Genomic DNA, 18,336 nt, shown 5'->3' on the forward strand with positions numbered 1-18,336 from the left:
GTTCACCTCCTTTAATCTATTAATTCCCATTCCTTTGGCAATAAACTTCTATATTTTAATGTATAATATCTATCATCTATAAGTAATATTCTACCCTTATCACTTTCAGTTCTTATAACTCTTCCTGCTGCTTGCATAATTTTATTTATTCCTGGGTAAATATATGCATAATCAAATCCCTTATCCTCATAATAATCCCTTATTATATCTCCTTCATTAGATATCTTTGGAAAACCAACTCCTACTATTATACTACCTATCAATCTTTTCCCTGGTAAATCTATTCCCTCTGAAAATACTCCACCTATAACACAAAAAGCTAATATATTTGAATCAATTTTAAAACTATTTAAAAACTCTTCTCTCTCAGCTTCTGTTAATATCTCTCCCTGACAAATAATATTTTCTTCACCATATAACTCTTTATATCTTTCAAATATTTTATTCAAATATTGATAAGAAGGTAAGAATGCCATATAATTTCCCTTTTCTTCTTCCTTAAAGTTATATATTAATTCACAGACCTTATCTATATTACTTTCTCTTTGTTTAAACCTCATATTTAATGGGTTACCATATATCTTTAAATTTTCTTTTTTAAAAGGAGAAGGCAATTTCATTCTATAGCTCTTCTCATCCCCTCCTAATAATTCAATATAATAATTAATTGGTGATAGTGTGGCAGAAAATATTATAGTTGAATAACTTCCTTGAACTATACTTGATAAATTCTTAGATGGATTAACACAAAACAACTTTACCTTTACATCATTTTTATTCTTTTCTACTAAAGTTACATATTCTTTACTATAAAGTTCAGATATTGATATGAATGCTCTAATTTCAAAATAAAGATCTTTTATCTCATCATATCCCTCTGTGTTAACTGACTTTATTAAATACTCATCACATTCCTTCATAAAAATTCTAAGTAATTTATATAAATCCTTATACTCTTCTTTTTTGTATATACTATTAACTTCTATTTCTTCAACTTCTTTTCTAATTTCAATTAAATATTTATTTATAGCATTCAGTGCTTTAAATAAATTAGGTACTTTTCCCTTAACAACTTTACTTGCTTTCAATATTTTATCTTTATATATTTCTGCACTAAACATACTTCTAGATCTATCCACAAGATTATGTCCCTCATCCACAAGTAATATGTTATTATTCACATCCTCTTCAAAGAATCTTTTCAATCTTGCTCTTGGATCAAAGGCATAATTATAATCACAAATAATTAAATCACACCAAATACTTAAATCCAAAGATAGCTCAAAAGGACATAGCTTTTCCCTTTTAGCATATTTCTCTATCTTCTCTCTAGTAAATGTATCTTCTTCTTTAAGTATATTAAAAATAGCATCATTTACTTTATCATAGTAATTTAATGCATATTCACAATTCTCTGGATTGCATGCTGTCTTTTCTTTAAAGCAAATTTTTTCTTTTGCTGTTAAAGTAATACTTTTACATTTTAAAGAATTAGCCTTTAACTTATTAACAGATTCTTCTGCTACTGTCCTAGTTATTGTCTTAGCTGTTAAATAAACTATCCTACTACCTCGTTCTTCTCCTAGGGACTTTACTGCTGGAAAAATAGTAGATATAGTTTTTCCTATACCAGTTGGGGCCTGTGCAAATAAAACAGCCTTTTCTTTTATTGTATTAAAACAAGCTACAGCTAGTTCCTTTTGTCCCTTCCTATAATTCTCAAAAGGGAATTTTAAAGACTTTATACTTTCATTTCTTTCTTTAAGTAATTCTGATTTTAAAAGTACCCATTTTTTATATTCATTAATAATTTCAAAAACAAAGTCTTTTAAAGCATCTATCTTAAATTCCTTATCAAAACTCTTTACTTCCTCTGTCTCTAAATTAAAATAACTCAATCTTATTTTAATATCTTTTAATCCATTTTGTTTAGAATATATGTAGGCATAAAATTTAGCTTGAGCCCAATGCAATTCATTATAATCTTCATCTATTAATATAAGTGATTTCATTGTAGATTTAATTTCTTCTATATAAATATCATTATCTTCAATTATAATTCCATCGGCTCTTCCATCTACTATTAATGTAACATTATCTATTTGAAATTCTTCTTGTAATTTAACTTCCTTTTTATAATTACTATAAACTTTTTCATTATTGCTTTGAAGTTTTTGATGTGCTAATGTTCCCTCTAAAGCACGTGTACTTCCTGTATATCTATCATCTATACTTCCCTGCTTTAAGACATATTCAATAATTCCTCTAACTGAATCCTTAATAATAATCTTATTCTTCATTAAAGTTCTTCCTATTCTTATATTTTAAATATATTATAATCCTAATGGTAATATATTTATAGTTTATATATAAAAAAATAAGGAGCTATAAAAACAGCACCTTATTTTTAACTTACTTAATTGAATTTATAGTTTGAGACAAATTGTTAATGCTATTAGTAAGTCCTTCTAGCTTTCTTTCAATCCTTACTAAAAGATATATAGATATAGCCATTGGAAACCCTATATTAGCAACTAAATTAACTAATTCCTCCATAAAATCACCTCATCTATTATATACGCAACTATATGAGGATTTTTAATCTCTTTATTCTGAATGATATTCATTTACCATCTTTTGAACTAACTTCTTAATTGCACTTGCTTGAGCTATTAAAGACATTACTATTACAAAGGTTCTTATACTATTCTCATCTTTTTCATTTAGATTCATTTCTGAAATTATCTTATCTAATTTTTCTTCATTTACAGCAGGCTTACTTAGGAAATCCTTAAAACTTTCACTTTGAGTTTCTGAAAATATCTTATAAGCATCTTCCCAAGATATAATGTCATCTGATCTATCATTGATTTCGTTAAATGCTAGACTGAATACTTTTTTAATTTCTTCAGTAGTAAGTACTGGTCTCATATAACTTAATAAAACTAATTGAACTAAATGTATTTTAGTATATCCTCTTTTTTTACCGTCTTCCGGCTTACTAATTACTTCACTCTTTATATAATTTTGAACTATGTTGTTAGTATATTTATCATCAATGAATTTATCATTTAAAAAATCGATAACTTGAGACAAAAAAAGATCGTATTTTGGTAAATCTTCATAGGTGATCATCGTACCATTTGCCATATCTTCCGCAACATCTTTTATATAATTAGTATCAATTTTCTTTACCATTATATTCACCTCTACGTTTTATTATTAATATAATTATATAGTATGTATAAACTTATTACAAGTTATTTCTATCTCCTTAATTTTACTTAATAGCTACTATAAATTATTATTTACATTTTTTTCTTTTTTTATTATTATTTTTTTAATAAAGATTTTATTTTTGTATATTTCCTTGCTACAAACCAAGTAGACAAGCCATTCTACATTTTTTGTTGTTTTTTGGAAATTTGATTAATTTGTATTGACTTTTCTAATTTATGGTAGTATATTGTAATTAGAGAGAAGAATATATAAAAAAAATGTAGTTTTAGAAAAATTTTTGTTTTTTCATTGACTTTTAATTACATTTTTAGTAATATTAACTTTGCAAGATGTCGAAACTTGTTTAAGGAGGGATTTTAATGAAATCAACTGGAGTTGTAAGAAGAGTAGATGAACTTGGAAGAATAGTCATCCCAATAGAATTAAGAAGAACATTAGACATAGCAGAAAAAGATGCTTTAGAAATCTATGTAGATGGAGAGCAAATAATCTTAAAGAAATATGAGCCTGCTTGTATATTCTGTGGAGATGCTAGAGATGTTGTTAACTATAAAGGTAAAAACATCTGTAAAAACTGCTTAACTGAATTAAAAAAGTAGTCTTAATTAAATCCCCTATATGATATATCATATAGGGGATTAACCTTTAATACCTATAAATTAGTTGAATACCTATATACTTCTTTTTTAGATATTCCTCTTTCTTTAGCTACTATTTTTATAGCTTCTTTTTTATCTATTCCTGATTCTATAGTTTTAATCAAATGTTCTTCAATACTTAAAGAATTCCACTTAGCCTCTTTTTCTGCCTTAATATCTTCATCTGATTTCCCCTGAATAACCAGAACAAATTCTCCTCTTGGTCTAACTTCATTAAAATAATTTATAGCATCAGATATTTTCCCTCTATAAATCTCCTCATGCAACTTAGTAAGTTCTCTACAAACTGCTATTTTTCTATCTCCTAAATTATCTTTTATATATTCAAGAGTATTTAGTAATCTATGCGGTGCTTCATAAAATATTAGGGTATCTCTAACACTTTTAATTTCTTCAATTATAGGATTTCTATCTTTGTTTTCTCTTGGTAAAAAACCTCTAAAGATAAATTTTGTAGTATCTAATCCAGAGTACACTAGAGCCGTAGTTATAGCAGTCGCCCCTGGTAAAACTTCAAATTCTATATTTTCTTCTATACATTTTTCAACTATTATGCTTCCTGGATCAGAAATACCTGGTGTACCTGCATCAGTTATTAATGCAATATTCACTCCATTTTTTAATTTATTTATTATATCTAAACTTTTGCCTTGTTCATTATGTTTGTGATAACTAAACAAACTCTTTTTTATCTGAAAATGATTTAAAAGCTTTAAGCTAGTTCTTGTATCTTCCGCTGCTATTTCATCAACACTTTCTAAAACTTCTAAAGCTCTTAAGGTTATATCCTTTAAGTTTCCTATAGGTGTAGAAACTAAATATAATTTCCCTGATTTCATTTTAATCCTCCCTACCATATATTCTATTTATTTCTTTTGTGTAAGTTCCATCTTCATTATATACATATATTGGTGTCTCCCATTTTAAATAAGCTCCCCCATCACGTTGCCCTTCAACTAAAACTATATTGGGAGCCTTCTTTGTATTAGGTTGTATCATTTGAACCCTCTTTGGCTCTATTCTATGTTTTCTCATAAGTTCAAATATATCTATTAGTCTCTCTGGCCTATGTACCATAAAGATTCTGCCATTATCTTTTAAAAGTTGTCTTGCAGCTATAATAACATCTTCTAAATTACATAAAATCTCATGCCTTGCAATGGCTAACTTATCATGTGGATTTATAATACCTGAATTGTTTAATTTATATGGTGGATTAACAGTTAATACATCAAATTTTCCTAAAGTCTTTAATAGTTCTAAATTTTTCAAATCAGCATTTACAAATTTCACAACATTCTCTAACTCATTATATTTGCTACTTCTGTTTGCCATTTCTACCATATCATCTTGGATTTCAATACCAATTATTTCTTTTGGCTTATATTTACCTTGTATTAAAAATGGAATTATCCCTGTACCTGTACATAAATCTACAACTCTATGCTTATTTTTTACATTTGCAAAATTAGATAATAAAACAGCATCTACTCCAAATCTAAATCCTTGCTTTTTTTGTATTAAATATAAATTATCTAATTGTAAATCATCTATAGATTCATCTTCTAATAGCTTTATATCTTTATTCATCTATTTACCTCTATCTACTTTTATGTATAACTTCATTTTATTTATTTACTATATTTTAATCTACTAAATTATATCATAATTTATAATTCCCTATACATAAAAAATAAACTCCGTCTTTAGACGGAGTTTATTTAATTAATATTAACTTTTTTAATTAAAGTACTCTTCTAGCTGCATAGAATGATGTTACTGGTGAAACTTTAACGCTTTGACCTGGCTGTGGAGCGTGTATATACTGACCGCCTCCAACATATATTCCAACGTGGTCTAATCCATAAGTAAATACTAAATCACCTGGTTGTAATTCTCCATATGAAACCGGTGTACCAACATTAATTTGTGAGTAAGTTGTTCTAGATATTTCTATTCCAGCTGCATTTCTAAAAACGTAGCTTGTAAATCCTGAACAGTCAAAAGCATTTGGTCCTGTAGCTCCATATACATAAGGAGTACCGATAAATCCATATGCATAATCTACGATAGCATTTCCTGTAGCAGATGATTGACCTCTATTTGGCATTGCAGCTGCTGCTTGTTGTGCTTGTAGATCTTCAATTTTAACCTTTGCATCTTCTATTGCATTATTTACTTCTTCAACTACTGTAGGGCTCTTTAATTGATTATCCCTAATATTTCTTAATTGCGCTATTGCACTTTGTAATTCTGAAATTTCACTAGATGATCCTAAAATACCGAATTGATATTCTACTAAACTTCTTTCTGATACTGATAAATATTGAGCATCAAATTTTTCTTGCTCTACTTGCGCTTCAGCAATTAATACTTCTTGCTCTTTTTTCTTATCTTGAAGTTCAGATAATATTTTCTTATTTTCTTCATTAATCTTAGCTATTTCGTTAGACTTTTCTTCTAATGAAGCAACCTTTTCATCTAATTTCTCTTTCTTTTCAAGTAAATCCTTTACTATCTTTTTATCAATATTAACTAATCTACTAGCAGAATCTATTTTTGAAATAAGATCAGCAAAACTTTCGGCACTAAATAATAAAGTTATATAACTTCCTTGGCCACCTGATTTGTATAGTTCTCTTAATCTTTTTCCTAACACTTCTTCTTTACCTTCAATTTCAACTTTTGAAGCATCAATTTCTTTGTTAGTGTTAACTATTTCTTCCTTAATAGATTCTATTTGTTTTCTATTATTTATGTCTTTTTCCGCTAATGGAGCTATTTGCTCGTTTAAATTATATATTTTACCCTGAATGTCGTCTATCTTCTTATTTAATTCGTCATACTTTTGTTGATTCTGTATTACTTCCTCATTTGGAGTAGCAAATACTGGTGTTACTGAGGTAATTGTTAAAGCTCCAGCTATAACAATTGACAAGATCCTTTTTTTCATATGCGCTGGTCTCTTATGACCATCCCCCTCTCCCTTACATGTTACTTAACCATTATAACACTTATGGTAAGCTTGGACAATGGTAATTTTTAAAAATTATGATAAATAGAGCGTGTAAATGTATACTATACATATTCATTAAAATTATTTTTTAGTATTAATACCAAATACTCTTATTAAAGTATATTTATTTACTTTAATTTTTATATCTAAAACTTATTTATATCTTAAAATAAGTCTATATATTCTTATATTGCTTAAGCACTCTATTTTGAATTATTGACAATATAAATATAAATGCTATATATATGACTATTATGTACTTAGATTTTTCAGTAAGGATTATATCTAATAATCCTAATATTATTCCTATTAACCCTATAGATAAATTAAATATTCCATTATAGTACATGAATTTATCTGTATCCTTATAAACTCCACTTTCCTTAAAATATTTTTTTATTTTTTTATTTAATAAAGATATTAGTCCAATTATTAAAAAGCCAAAGCCTCCCAACAGCATTATAAAAGTTGTACTTTTCATTTATTTGCCTCCTATCTTAATATTTGCCTACTTTTTACAATTTTAAACATATCGATATACTATTTTATCAATTATATTTTCTTCTGTAAATTTTTTTATTTATCTATATAAAAAGTGTTGACACAATTATATATAGTTACTATAATAATAATGTACTTCGGGGTGTGGCGCAGATGGGAGCGCGCGTGGTTTGGGACCATGAGGTCGCAGGTTCAATCCCTGTCACCCCGACCATAAAAAATCCTCTCGTTTATGAGAGGATTTTTTTAATTTGATTGTAATTTTAATTTTCTAAAATAAATTTTACTCATGATTATTTACAGTCTATATAATCATGAAATTCTTGAAATTTATCATCGAATCCAATAGATTTACAAGAATTTAATACTATTGGAATTATAGAAATATAAATACACAATAATAATATCCACATAAATCATATCCCCTTTAATATTTCTATTTAAAATCATTATATTAAAAAGTTCTTATAATATCTATATTTTTTTGAAATTTTTTTATTTGGAGGTAATATAATTGAATAACATTAAAGCAGTAATATTTGATTTAGATGGAACATTAATAGATTCTATGGGCTTATGGGCACAAATTGATAGAGAATATCTAGATTCTTTTGGATATACAGTACCTGAGAATCTTCAAGAAGAAATTACTCATCTTACCTTTACTGAAACCGCAATTTATTTTAAGAATAAATTTAAAATAAATGATGAAATAGATGATATAATTTTAACTTGGAATACAATGGCTTTAAATCATTATTCACATAATATTAAATTAAAAGATAATGTAATTCCATTTTTAGATAAACTTAAAAATAATGGCATAAAAATAGCTTTAGCTACAAGCAATTCCATACCATTACTTGAAGCTACACTAAAAAACAATGGAATTTATCATTACTTTGATGCTATTAGCACCACAGAAGAAGTAAAAAAATCAAAGGATAATCCCGATGTATATTTACTAACAGCTGCAAAACTTAATATAGATCCAAAAGAATGCTTAGTATTTGAAGATATCGTACAAGCTGTAAAAGGGGCTAAATTAGCAGGAATGACAGTTTACGCAGTACATGATAAAAGTGCAGAAAATCAAAAAACTGAATTACTAAACTTAGCAGATAAATATATTTATAACTTTGGTGAACTTCTATAAAAAAGGCATGAAATTTTAAATTTCATGCCTTTATTTATGTTACGCTCTAGTTACTCCATATTTAGCTTCTAATTCTTTAACTACATCTAAATACTTTCTTTGTTGAGCTTCTTGAAGTAGCTTATTTACAATTTGACTCTTGATTTCATCAAAATTAGCTTCTTTTCCTTCATTTTTATCTTCCACTTTTATTAAATGATATCCAAACTGACTTTGAACTGGTTCACTAACTACATTTAAATCTAAATTGAATGCAGCTTCTTCAAATTCTGGAACCATCATTCCTCTACCAAATGATCCTAAATTTCCGCCTTCTTCTTTAGATGGACAAGTTGAATATTTTGCTGCAGCTTCTTCGAAAGTCAATTTATTTTCATCTAATTCCTTCTTAATTTGCTCACATAACTCCTTATCATCTACTAAAATATGTTTAGCTGTAATAGTAGGAGGTTGAGTAAATAAGTTTTTATTATTATTATAGTAATTTAAAGCATCTTCGTCTGTAACTGTAACTTCTAATAATAATTTATTTAAAGTTAATTGAGTTAAAATATCCTTTTGAGCTTGTTTAACATTATCTTCATATTCTTTAGTTTCATCTAATTTTAATTCTTTTCCTAAAATATTTAACAATTCAAATGATACTATTTGTTCTAATAGTTGTTTCTTTGCTTCATCAGTATTAAAATATGCTCTTTTATCTTCAGGATATCTTGCTATTATATTTTGTAAATCTGATTCCTTAATTTCGTTACCAGCAATAGTTGCTAAAACCTTATTTTCCATTATATATTCTCCTTTTATTTTAATTTTATTAACATCATTAATTATAACAGAGTTTATATGTAAATATTATAATTTTTTTAATAAATACAAATAATTTGCTACAATTATAACTTCTTGATAATACTTATTATTAGTAATATAATATATTTAACATAAGGAGGTATTAAAATGGAAATAGGAAATTTAGCTCCAGATTTCGCTTTAATGGGGTCTGATGGAAAAGAACATAAATTAACAGATTATAGAGGTAAAAAAGTAATATTATACTTTTATCCTAAGGACAATACTCCTGGATGTACTACAGAGGCTTGTGATTTTAGAGATAATATAAATCAAATAAATAATTTAAATGCAGTAGTACTTGGGATAAGTAAGGATAACTTAAGTTCACATAATAAATTTATTGAAAAATTTAATTTACCATTTGTACTTTTAAGCGATGAAGATAAAGTTGTATGTGATTTATATGATGTAATTAAAGAAAAGAATATGTATGGTAAGAAGGTTTTAGGTATAGAAAGAAGCACTTTTATAATTGATGAAAATGGTAAACTTATAAAGGAATTTAGAAAAGTTAAAGTCAAAGGTCATATAGAAGAAGTTTTAAGTAGCCTTTAGTTTAATAATTAAATAATAAAAAAGCACTAACAAAGTTAGTGCTTTTTTTCTGGTGGCTCGACCAGGAATCGAACCAGGGACACGAGGATTTTCAGTCCTCTGCTCTACCGACTGAGCTATCGAGCCATATATAACCTGGCAACGTCCTACTCTCCCACACAGTCTCCCATGCAGTACCATCGGCGCTGTAGAGCTTAACTTTCCTGTTCGGAATGGAAAGGAGTGTTTCCTCTACGCCATCATCACCAGATGCTATGATTCTCCAAATCCTTGATTTGGCTAAGAATCTTGTACTCAGCTTGCTGAGTTTTTCAGAGTGTTCTCTGAAAATTGCACATGAATTAATAACATTATTTTATTGGTCAAGCCCTCGACCTATTAGTATCAGTCAGCTAAATATGTTACCACACTTACACCTCTGACCTATCAACCTTGTGTTCTTCAAGGGGTCTTACTAGCTTACGCTATGGGAAATCTCATCTTGAGGGGGGCTTCACGCTTAGATGCTTTCAGCGTTTATCCCTTCCCGACTTAGCTACCCAGCCATGCTCCTGGCGGAACAACTGGTGCACCAGAGGTCAGTCCATCCCGGTCCTCTCGTACTAAGGACAGCTCCTCTCAAATTTCCTACGCCCGCGACGGATAGGGACCGAACTGTCTCACGACGTTCTGAACCCAGCTCGCGTGCCGCTTTAATGGGCGAACAGCCCAACCCTTGGGACCTACTACAGCCCCAGGATGCGACGAGCCGACATCGAGGTGCCAAACCTCCCCGTCGATGTGGACTCTTGGGGGAGATCAGCCTGTTATCCCCGAGGTAGCTTTTATCCGTTGAGCGATGGCCCTCCCACGAGGTACCACCGGATCACTAAGCCCGACTTTCGTCCCTGCTCCACTTGTGGGTGTCGCAGTCAGGCTCCCTTCTGCCTTTGCACTCTACGAACGATTTCCGACCGTTCTGAGGGAACCTTTGGGCGCCTCCGTTACATTTTAGGAGGCGACCGCCCCAGTCAAACTGCCCACCTAACAATGTCCTGTCACCAGATTCATGGCGTCCAGTTAGAATCCCAATACTATCAGGGTGGTATCCCAAGGTTGACTCCACCAAGGCTGACGCCCTAGTTTCTCAGTCTCCCACCTATCCTGTACAGACAATATCGGAACTCAATGCTAAGCTACAGTAAAGCTCTACGGGGTCTTTCCGTCCAATCGCGGGTAGCGAGCATCTTCACTCGCACTACAACTTCGCCGGATTTGCAGTTGAGACAGTGCCCAAGTCATTACGCCATTCGTGCGGGTCAGAACTTACCTGACAAGGAATTTCGCTACCTTAGGACCGTTATAGTTACGGCCGCCGTTTACTGGGGCTTAAGTTCACACCTTCGCTTGCGCTAAGTGTTCCCCTTAACCTTCCAGCACCGGGCAGGCGTCAGCCCCTATACATCAGCTTACGCTTTAGCAGAGACCTGTGTTTTTGCTAAACAGTTGCTTGGGCCTATTCTCTGCGGCCTGCTCTCGCAGGCACCCCTTCTCGCTAACTTACGGGGTCAATTTGCCTAGTTCCTTAACTGCAATTCTTCCGATGGCCTTAGGATTCTCTCCTCATCTACCTGTGTCGGTTTGCGGTACGGGCACTATTTCTCTCTCTAGATGCTTTTCTTGGAAGCAGGGAATCAGATACTTCAGCCTAAATGGCCTTCCCCATCACACCTCAGGATTGTTAAGACGGATTTGCCTATCTTAACTCCCTAAATGCTTAGACTAGCATTTCCAATCGCTAGCACATCCTATCCTTCTCCGTCACACCATCGATAATAACGATAATAGTGGTATTGGAATATCAACCAATTGTCCATCACCTACGCCTTTCGGCCTCGGCTTAGGTCCCGACTAACCCTGGGCGGACGAGCCTTCCCCAGGAAACCTTAGATTTTCGGCCTGTAAGATTCTCACTTACATCTCGCTACTAATGCCAACATTCTCACTCGTAATCAGTCCACCGCTCCTTACGGTACGACTTCAGCCCGATTACGACGCTCCTCTACCGCTCAAGTAATCTTGAGCCCGTAGCTTCGGTGGTAAGTTTGAGCCCCGGACATTTTCGGCGCAGGATCTCTCGACTAGTGAGCTATTACGCACTCTTTAAATGAGTGGCTGCTTCTAAGCCAACATCCTAGTTGTCTTAGAAATCCCACATCCTTTACCACTTAACTTACACTTTGGGACCTTAGCTGACGATCTGGGCTTTTTCCCTTTTGACCACGGATCTTATCATTCGTAGTCTGACTGCCGGACTAATAGTATATGGCATTCGGAGTTTGATAAGGTTCGGTAAGCGATATGCCCCCTAGCCCATTCAGTGCTCTACCTCCATTACTCATATCCGACGCTAGCCCTAAAGCTATTTCGAGGAGAACCAGCTATCTCCGAGTTCGATTGGAATTTCTCCGCTATCCACAGCTCATCCCATGCTTTTTCAACAGCAACGTGGTTCGGTCCTCCACGGGGTTTTACCCCCGCTTCAACCTGGCCATGGATAGGTCACCCGGTTTCGGGTCTACGGCATGCAACTAGTCGCCCTATTAAGACTCGGTTTCCCTTCGGCTCCGTACCTTAAGTACTTAACCTTGCTACATACCGTAACTCGTTGGCTCGTTCTACAAAAAGCACGTCATCACCCTCATAAGGGGCTTTGACCGGTTGTAGGCACACGGTTTCAGGTTCTATTTCACTCCCCTCCCGGGGTTCTTTTCACCTTTCCCTCACGGTACTTCTTCACTATCGGTCATCAGGTAGTATTTAGCCTTGGGAGGTGGTCCTCCCTGCTTCCCACAAGGTTTCACGTGTCTCGTGGTACTCTGGATCAGAACTTGGTTATTATAATTTTCACTTACGTGGCTATTACACTCTGTGGCCCAACTTTCCAGTTGTGTTCGATTAATTATAATTTTCCGTTAATGTTCTGTCCGCAACCCCAGAGATAAATCTCTGGTTTGGGCTCTTTCCCTTTCGCTCGCCGCTACTAAGAAAATCGATTTTTCTTTCTCTTCCTCTAGGTACTTAGATGTTTCAGTTCCCTAGGTTTACCTTCCTGTAACTATTTATTCATTACAGGATACATGGGGTTTCCCATGTGAGTTTCCTCATTCGGAAATCTTCGGATCACTGGCTATGTGCGCCTACCCGAAGCTTATCGCAGCTTATCACGTCCTTCATCGGCTCCTGATGCCAAGGCATTCACCATGCGCCCTTTGTAGCTTGACCTTTTAAAAAGTAATTTATTACAAAGTTATTCACAAAGAATATTTTTGGCTTGTTGTTATTTTTATTCATGTGCAATTTTCAAAGAACATGGCCAGACATCCAAAATCTATGATTTTGATATGGTCGGCTACTTCTCTTTAGAGAAGCTTGAAGAACTTAGTCCTTCAAAATTGAACAGAAGTTAAGATAAACCATCTTCTAAGTTATACTAGATAAGCGCCATGCTTACTAGATTTCTCCATAGAAAGGAGGTGATCCAGCCGCAGGTTCTCCTACGGCTACCTTGTTACGACTTCACCCCAATCGCTGACCCTACCTTAGGTCGCTGCCTCCCTTACGGGTTAGCTCACGAACTTTGGGTATTGCCAACTCTCATGGTGTGACGGGCGGTGTGTACAAGGCCCGGGAACGTATTCACCGCGACATTCTGATTCGCGATTACTAGCAACTCCAGCTTCATGTAGGCGAGTTTCAGCCTACAATCCGAACTGAGACAAGTTTTATAGTTTAGCTCCACCTCGCGGTATCGCATCTCTTTGTACTTGCCATTGTAGCACGTGTGTAGCCCTAGACATAAGGGGCATGATGATTTGACGTCATCCCCACCTTCCTCCCGGTTAACCCGGGCAGTCTCGCTAGAGTGCTCAACTAAATGGTAGCAACTAACAATAAGGGTTGCGCTCGTTGCGGGACTTAACCCAACATCTCACGACACGAGCTGACGACAACCATGCACCACCTGTCATCCTGTCCCCGAAAGGACTTCCTCGATTAAGAGTAATGCAGGAGATGTCAAGTCTAGGTAAGGTTCTTCGCGTTGCTTCGAATTAAACCACATGCTCCGCTGCTTGTGCGGGCCCCCGTCAATTCCTTTGAGTTTTAATCTTGCGACCGTACTCCCCAGGCGGAATACTTAATGCGTTAGCGGCGGCACAGAGGTCATGACAACCCCTACACCTAGTATTCATCGTTTACGGCGTGGACTACCAGGGTATCTAATCCTGTTTGCTCCCCACGCTTTCGAGCCTCAGCGTCAGTTACAGTCCAGAGAGTCGCCTTCGCCACTGGTGTTCTTCCTAATCTCTACGCATTTCACCGCTACACTAGGAATTCCACTCTCCTCTCCTGCACTCTAGACTTCCAGTTTGAAATGCAGCCCCCAGGTTGAGCCTGGGTATTTCACATCTCACTTAAAAGTCCGCCTACGCTCCCTTTACGCCCAGTAAATCCGGACAACGCTCGCCACCTACGTATTACCGCGGCTGCTGGCACGTAGTTAGCCGTGGCTTCCTCCTCAGGTACCGTCATTATCGTCCCTGAAGACAGAGCTTTACGATCCGAAGACCTTCATCACTCACGCGGCGTTGCTGCATCAGGGTTTCCCCCATTGTGCAATATTCCCCACTGCTGCCTCCCGTAGGAGTCTGGGCCGTGTCTCAGTCCCAATGTGGCCGATCACCCTCTCAGGTCGGCTACGCATCGTCGCCTTGGTGAGCCGTTACCTCACCAACTAGCTAATGCGCCGCGGGCCCATCTTATAGCGGATTGCTCCTTTAATTACTCTTTCATGCGAAAGTGCAATGTTATGCGGTATTAATCTTCCTTTCGGAAGGCTATTCCCCTCTATAAGGCAGGTTGCCCACGTGTTACTCACCCGTCCGCCGCTAGGTTTGTTCCCGAAGGAACTCTCCTCGCTCGACTTGCATGTGTTAGGCACGCCGCCAGCGTTCGTCCTGAGCCAGGATCAAACTCTCAATAAAAAGTTTAATCTGTTGCTCAAATTACTTTGAGTCTTAATTTTAAGACTTAAAAGAATTGCTGGTTTACTTTATACTTAACTTATATTCTGTTCAATTTTCAAAGACCATTTTCTTCGTCGCCCTCAAGCGACTTCCTTATCTTATCACTTTCAAATTTCCTTGTCAACATATTTTTTATTGAATTTTTTCATTCAACTTTGCTGACTTGAAAGCTTGTTCTGTAAGGAACGATTTACATAATATCATCTTTCAAATTTTATTATTTCTATAAATATATATTTTATTCATAATTATAATTATATTTCTCTATATTTCTTTATTTTTATTTAAATTTCTTATATAGATATTCTAGGCAACGTTTTTGCCTAAATTAGATAAATATACTATTATTAAATAGAGGATTTGTGAAGAAAATATATATACAAATAATAAAGAGGTGATTTTTTTTGAAGAAAATATTAGATAATGACTGGCAAGATTTATTAGAAGAAGAATTTCAAAAGGAATACTATCAAAATCTTAGACTTTTTTTAATATCCGAATATCAAAGTAAAACTATTTATCCTGATAAGAATAGTATTTTCACAGCTCTTAAGCTTACTCCTTATAAAGATGTTAAAGTAGTTATTCTTGGTCAAGATCCATATCATGGTCCTAATCAAGCTCATGGATTAGCTTTCTCTGTAAGTAAAGGTGTTAAAGTTCCACCTTCATTACTTAATATATATAAAGAACTTAATGATGATCTCGGTTGTTATATCCCAAATAATGGTTACTTAGAAAATTGGGCAAAACAAGGTGTGTTACTTCTTAATACGGTTTTAACAGTCAGAGCCCATGAAGCAAATTCTCATAGAAATATGGGATGGGAACACTTTACAGATAAAATAATATCACTACTTAATGATAAGGAAGATCCAATTGTATTTATTCTTTGGGGAAATCCTTCTATAGCAAAAGGGAAACTTATAACAAATAAAAGACATTTTGTCATAACTTCTCCTCATCCAAGTCCTTTATCTGCTTTTAGAGGATTTTTTGGAAGTCATCCATTTTCTAAAACAAATGACTTTTTAAAATCAGTTAATAAAGTTCCAATAAATTGGCAAATAGAAAATATTTAATAAAAAAAGGCACAGATATGTGCCTTTTTTTATACAGCTTGTTGAAAAACCCCCTGTTAAAAAACAGAGGGTTTTTATATTATTAATTGTGGATAAAACTTATATATAAAATATCATCAAAAATAATATGAATATAATCTAAAAATAGCAAAGATAGTCTTGTTGCTATCTTTTTCATATTCTGCACTGCTGCAGTTAGTAGGCATTGCTCGGACACTTTTTCGCATCCGCGGAAGCGAGCATAGCGAAGCCCATGCAGATTTTTTGAATCTGCGAAGCTTCGCTCAACTGTTTCTTTTCTTCTATCGTAAATTGCCTTTCCCTTCTCAGTTCTAAGAAAGTTCTTATTATCATCTTTATGATTTTCCCAAACATGTCGTCTAATTATTTTATATTTAGCTTTTTCTCCAAGACATCTATCTTTATGAGGACAACACATACATATTTCTTCAAAACATCGATATTCTCTATAGCCTTCGCGAGTCGTAGTTTTATATATTAGTGCAACATTATTAGGGCAAATATAGATATCTTTATCATAGTTATAAATATATTTATTTTTGGTGTACATTCCTTTTTTATGAGGAGAACGTCTATATGCAACTACTGGTGTTATATCTCTATCTACAATCCCCTTGAAAATAGGGTTAGTTGAATATCCTGCATCTAAACCAAGATATTTTGGCTTTATACTAAATACTTCTTCAATTCTATCTATTCTATTTAATATTGGGTCGCTATCGCTGACGTTACCAGGGGTAACATGTACATCCATAATAATATTATTTTTACTATCTACGGTTCTATGATCTAAATAAAAGAATCCTTCTGGTTTATTATCTCTCATCATATATCCACTATCAGGATCTGTGGTACTTTTCTTAATTTGCTTTGTTTCTTGTTTTTCTTTTCTTGGTTTTAAAGGTTTTTTATTATGATTTTCTCTATCTAAATTTACATCAATATCTAGTTGTTCTATGTACTCTTTAGGCGTTATTTGTACTTCAACTTTTTCAAACTTACGCTTATTAGCATTAGCTTTTATATGTGTTGAGTCAGAGTAAAGAATCTTACCACCAACTAGCCCTTTTCCCATAGCTTGAAGAACTATATTATCAAATATTTTTTGTGGAATATCAGTACCTTTAAATCTTCTAATTCTATTTTGACTTATTGTTGATGCATCTGGAATTTTCTCAGTAATTGAATATCCTAAAAACCATCTATAAGCTAAATTAACTTCTATGTCTTTAACTAGTTGCCTTTCGGAGCGTATGCCGTAAAGATATCCTATAAATAACATCTTAAATAGTACTACTGGATCAACTGCTGGTCGACCATTTGTATGACAATACAAATCATTAGTTAATTCTCTAATAAATGAAAAATCTATGTATTTGTCAATTTTTCTTAATAAATGGTCTTGCGGAACTAATTGCTCTAGCATAACCACTTCCATTTGATTTTGTGATTCTTTTCTTTTGTTTATCATTAGTAAAACCTCTATGTAATAAATTAATATATTTAAAATTATATTACATATTTGTATAAAATTAAAGACTGCTGACACTTTGTCAGCAGTCTGAATAAAAAAAGGCACAGATATGTGCCTTTTTTTATAGATGTTTAAATTTCTTATATAATAAATATAAAAACGAAAAGAATATTCCAATAGCGGTGCATGCAGAAAATGCTAATATTATATTATCAATAAATATTCCTATAAATATTCCTATTACTACACCTAGAATTATGCTCTTTGCTAAATAATCATAATCTCTTTCTGATAAAAATAACTTTTCCAACATAAACACCCCTCTTATTTATAAAAATATGCTCTATTCTTCTATTATAATTGATACTTCTTAAGTAATTCTTAAATAATGCTTAATGTATAATTAATTCATATCCGTCCATTATAAATAATTCTTGTTACTCTCTAAGTATTATTTTTAACTTTTATATTTTTTAGTTTTAATAATAAAATGCCACTAATAGTATTCCTCTTAAATTTATTTAATAAAAATAAAAAAGCTAACTAAATTAATAGTTAGCTTTACCTGGTGGCTCGACCAGGAATCGAACCAGGGACACGAGGATTTTCAGTCCTCTGCTCTACCGACTGAGCTATCGAGCCTTAACGATATTTATTTTATTAAATTTTTACTTATATGTCAACATTTTATTCTATATTTATAATATTTAGTTATTT

General features: G+C 33.1%; 14 protein-coding genes, 3 tRNA genes and 3 rRNA genes. 5 read left to right on the plus strand and 15 right to left on the minus strand.

Features of this window, described 5'->3' with window-relative positions; translation table 11 throughout:
• Positions 1 to 11: 11 nt before the first annotated feature.
• The 3 genes from ACFYH6_RS16985 to ACFYH6_RS16995 form a co-directional block, all read right to left on the minus strand.
• Positions 12 to 2,300, minus strand: coding sequence for a helicase C-terminal domain-containing protein (locus ACFYH6_RS16985; RefSeq protein WP_416179765.1), 2,289 nt, complete (start codon positions 2,298 to 2,300; stop codon positions 12 to 14).
• 112 nt (positions 2,301 to 2,412) lie between these two features.
• The gene (locus ACFYH6_RS16990) at positions 2,413 to 2,556 is read right to left on the minus strand and encodes a YvrJ family protein (protein WP_316344561.1); all 144 of its coding nucleotides are present in this window, start codon (positions 2,554 to 2,556) and stop codon (positions 2,413 to 2,415) included.
• Positions 2,557 to 2,607: 51 nt separating this feature from the next.
• Positions 2,608 to 3,198 carry a DUF1836 domain-containing protein gene (locus ACFYH6_RS16995; protein WP_316344562.1) on the minus strand — a complete coding sequence of 197 codons (591 nt, stop codon included), beginning with the start codon at positions 3,196 to 3,198 and terminating at the stop codon, positions 2,608 to 2,610.
• A gap of 401 nt (positions 3,199 to 3,599) precedes the next feature.
• Here ACFYH6_RS16995 and ACFYH6_RS17000 point away from each other — a divergent pair, with 401 nt between their 5' ends.
• Positions 3,600 to 3,839 carry an AbrB/MazE/SpoVT family DNA-binding domain-containing protein gene (locus ACFYH6_RS17000; RefSeq protein ID WP_008676225.1) on the plus strand — a complete coding sequence of 80 codons (240 nt, stop codon included), beginning with the start codon at positions 3,600 to 3,602 and terminating at the stop codon, positions 3,837 to 3,839.
• A 53-nt stretch (positions 3,840 to 3,892) separates the two neighbouring features.
• On the opposite strand, the gene rsmI is transcribed toward ACFYH6_RS17000, so the two are convergent.
• The 4 genes from rsmI to ACFYH6_RS17020 all read right to left on the minus strand — a co-directional run bounded on the left by rsmI (position 3,893) and on the right by ACFYH6_RS17020 (position 7,396).
• Positions 3,893 to 4,738 carry a 16S rRNA (cytidine(1402)-2'-O)-methyltransferase gene (gene rsmI / locus ACFYH6_RS17005; RefSeq protein ID WP_416179766.1) on the minus strand — a complete coding sequence of 282 codons (846 nt, stop codon included), beginning with the start codon at positions 4,736 to 4,738 and terminating at the stop codon, positions 3,893 to 3,895.
• A gap of 1 nt (position 4,739) precedes the next feature.
• On the minus strand, positions 4,740 to 5,489 hold the full coding sequence (locus tag ACFYH6_RS17010) for a tRNA1(Val) (adenine(37)-N6)-methyltransferase (protein ID WP_316344564.1): 750 nt from the start codon (positions 5,487 to 5,489) through the stop codon (positions 4,740 to 4,742).
• Positions 5,490 to 5,643: 154 nt separating this feature from the next.
• Entirely contained in the window at positions 5,644 to 6,852 is a 1,209-nt protein-coding gene (locus tag ACFYH6_RS17015) for an NlpC/P60 family protein (RefSeq protein WP_416179767.1), read from the minus strand.
• Between the two features lie 238 nt (positions 6,853 to 7,090).
• Positions 7,091 to 7,396, minus strand: a complete 306-nt coding sequence (locus tag ACFYH6_RS17020; RefSeq protein ID WP_416179768.1) for a hypothetical protein — start codon at positions 7,394 to 7,396, stop codon at positions 7,091 to 7,093.
• Positions 7,397 to 7,554: 158 nt separating this feature from the next.
• Between ACFYH6_RS17020 and ACFYH6_RS17025 the strand changes: the two genes are divergently transcribed.
• Together ACFYH6_RS17025 and ACFYH6_RS17030 are read left to right on the plus strand one after the other, a co-directional pair.
• A tRNA-Pro gene (locus ACFYH6_RS17025) sits at positions 7,555 to 7,630 on the plus strand.
• A 300-nt stretch (positions 7,631 to 7,930) separates the two neighbouring features.
• Positions 7,931 to 8,572: an HAD family phosphatase gene (locus tag ACFYH6_RS17030; protein ID WP_316344569.1), complete on the plus strand. Its 642-nt coding sequence runs from the start codon at positions 7,931 to 7,933 to the stop codon at positions 8,570 to 8,572.
• A 39-nt stretch (positions 8,573 to 8,611) separates the two neighbouring features.
• Here ACFYH6_RS17030 and ACFYH6_RS17035 read toward each other — a convergent pair whose 3' ends face one another.
• Complete coding sequence (locus tag ACFYH6_RS17035) at positions 8,612 to 9,358, minus strand: peptidylprolyl isomerase (protein ID WP_416179769.1); 747 nt, start codon at positions 9,356 to 9,358, stop codon at positions 8,612 to 8,614.
• A 168-nt stretch (positions 9,359 to 9,526) separates the two neighbouring features.
• On the opposite strand from ACFYH6_RS17035, the gene bcp reads away from it, so the two are divergent.
• A complete protein-coding gene (gene bcp, locus ACFYH6_RS17040; RefSeq protein WP_416179770.1) occupies positions 9,527 to 9,976 on the plus strand; it encodes a thioredoxin-dependent thiol peroxidase in 450 nt (149 codons plus the stop codon).
• Between the two features lie 50 nt (positions 9,977 to 10,026).
• Here bcp and ACFYH6_RS17045 read toward each other — a convergent pair.
• The 4 genes from ACFYH6_RS17045 to ACFYH6_RS17060 form a co-directional block, all read right to left on the minus strand.
• Positions 10,027 to 10,102, minus strand: a tRNA-Phe gene (locus ACFYH6_RS17045).
• A gap of 7 nt (positions 10,103 to 10,109) precedes the next feature.
• Positions 10,110 to 10,226, minus strand: a 5S ribosomal RNA gene (gene rrf, locus ACFYH6_RS17050).
• Positions 10,227 to 10,334: 108 nt separating this feature from the next.
• Positions 10,335 to 13,240, minus strand: a 23S ribosomal RNA gene (locus ACFYH6_RS17055).
• A 244-nt stretch (positions 13,241 to 13,484) separates the two neighbouring features.
• Positions 13,485 to 15,000: ribosomal RNA gene (locus tag ACFYH6_RS17060) — 16S ribosomal RNA — on the minus strand.
• The 16S, 23S and 5S rRNA genes sit together here with 1 tRNA gene alongside, the layout of an rRNA operon.
• A 446-nt stretch (positions 15,001 to 15,446) precedes the next feature.
• On the opposite strand from ACFYH6_RS17060, the gene ACFYH6_RS17065 reads away from it, so the two are divergent.
• The gene (locus ACFYH6_RS17065; RefSeq protein ID WP_416180563.1) at positions 15,447 to 16,124 is read left to right on the plus strand and encodes a uracil-DNA glycosylase; all 678 of its coding nucleotides are present in this window, start codon (positions 15,447 to 15,449) and stop codon (positions 16,122 to 16,124) included.
• Positions 16,125 to 16,206: 82 nt separating this feature from the next.
• Here ACFYH6_RS17065 and ACFYH6_RS17070 read toward each other — a convergent pair whose 3' ends face one another.
• From ACFYH6_RS17070 to ACFYH6_RS17080, 3 genes are all read right to left on the minus strand, one after another.
• Positions 16,207 to 17,616: an IS1182 family transposase gene (locus ACFYH6_RS17070; RefSeq protein ID WP_416180560.1), complete on the minus strand. Its 1,410-nt coding sequence runs from the start codon at positions 17,614 to 17,616 to the stop codon at positions 16,207 to 16,209.
• Positions 17,617 to 17,740: 124 nt separating this feature from the next.
• Complete coding sequence (locus tag ACFYH6_RS17075; protein WP_316345636.1) at positions 17,741 to 17,932, minus strand: hypothetical protein; 192 nt, start codon at positions 17,930 to 17,932, stop codon at positions 17,741 to 17,743.
• A gap of 253 nt (positions 17,933 to 18,185) precedes the next feature.
• Positions 18,186 to 18,261 (minus strand) — tRNA-Phe (locus tag ACFYH6_RS17080).
• Between the last annotated feature and the right edge of the window lie 75 nt (positions 18,262 to 18,336).

The sequence above is a fragment of the Clostridium sp. HCS.1 genome (assembly GCF_047900555.1).
GTDB lineage: Bacteria > Bacillota > Clostridia > Clostridiales > Clostridiaceae > Clostridium.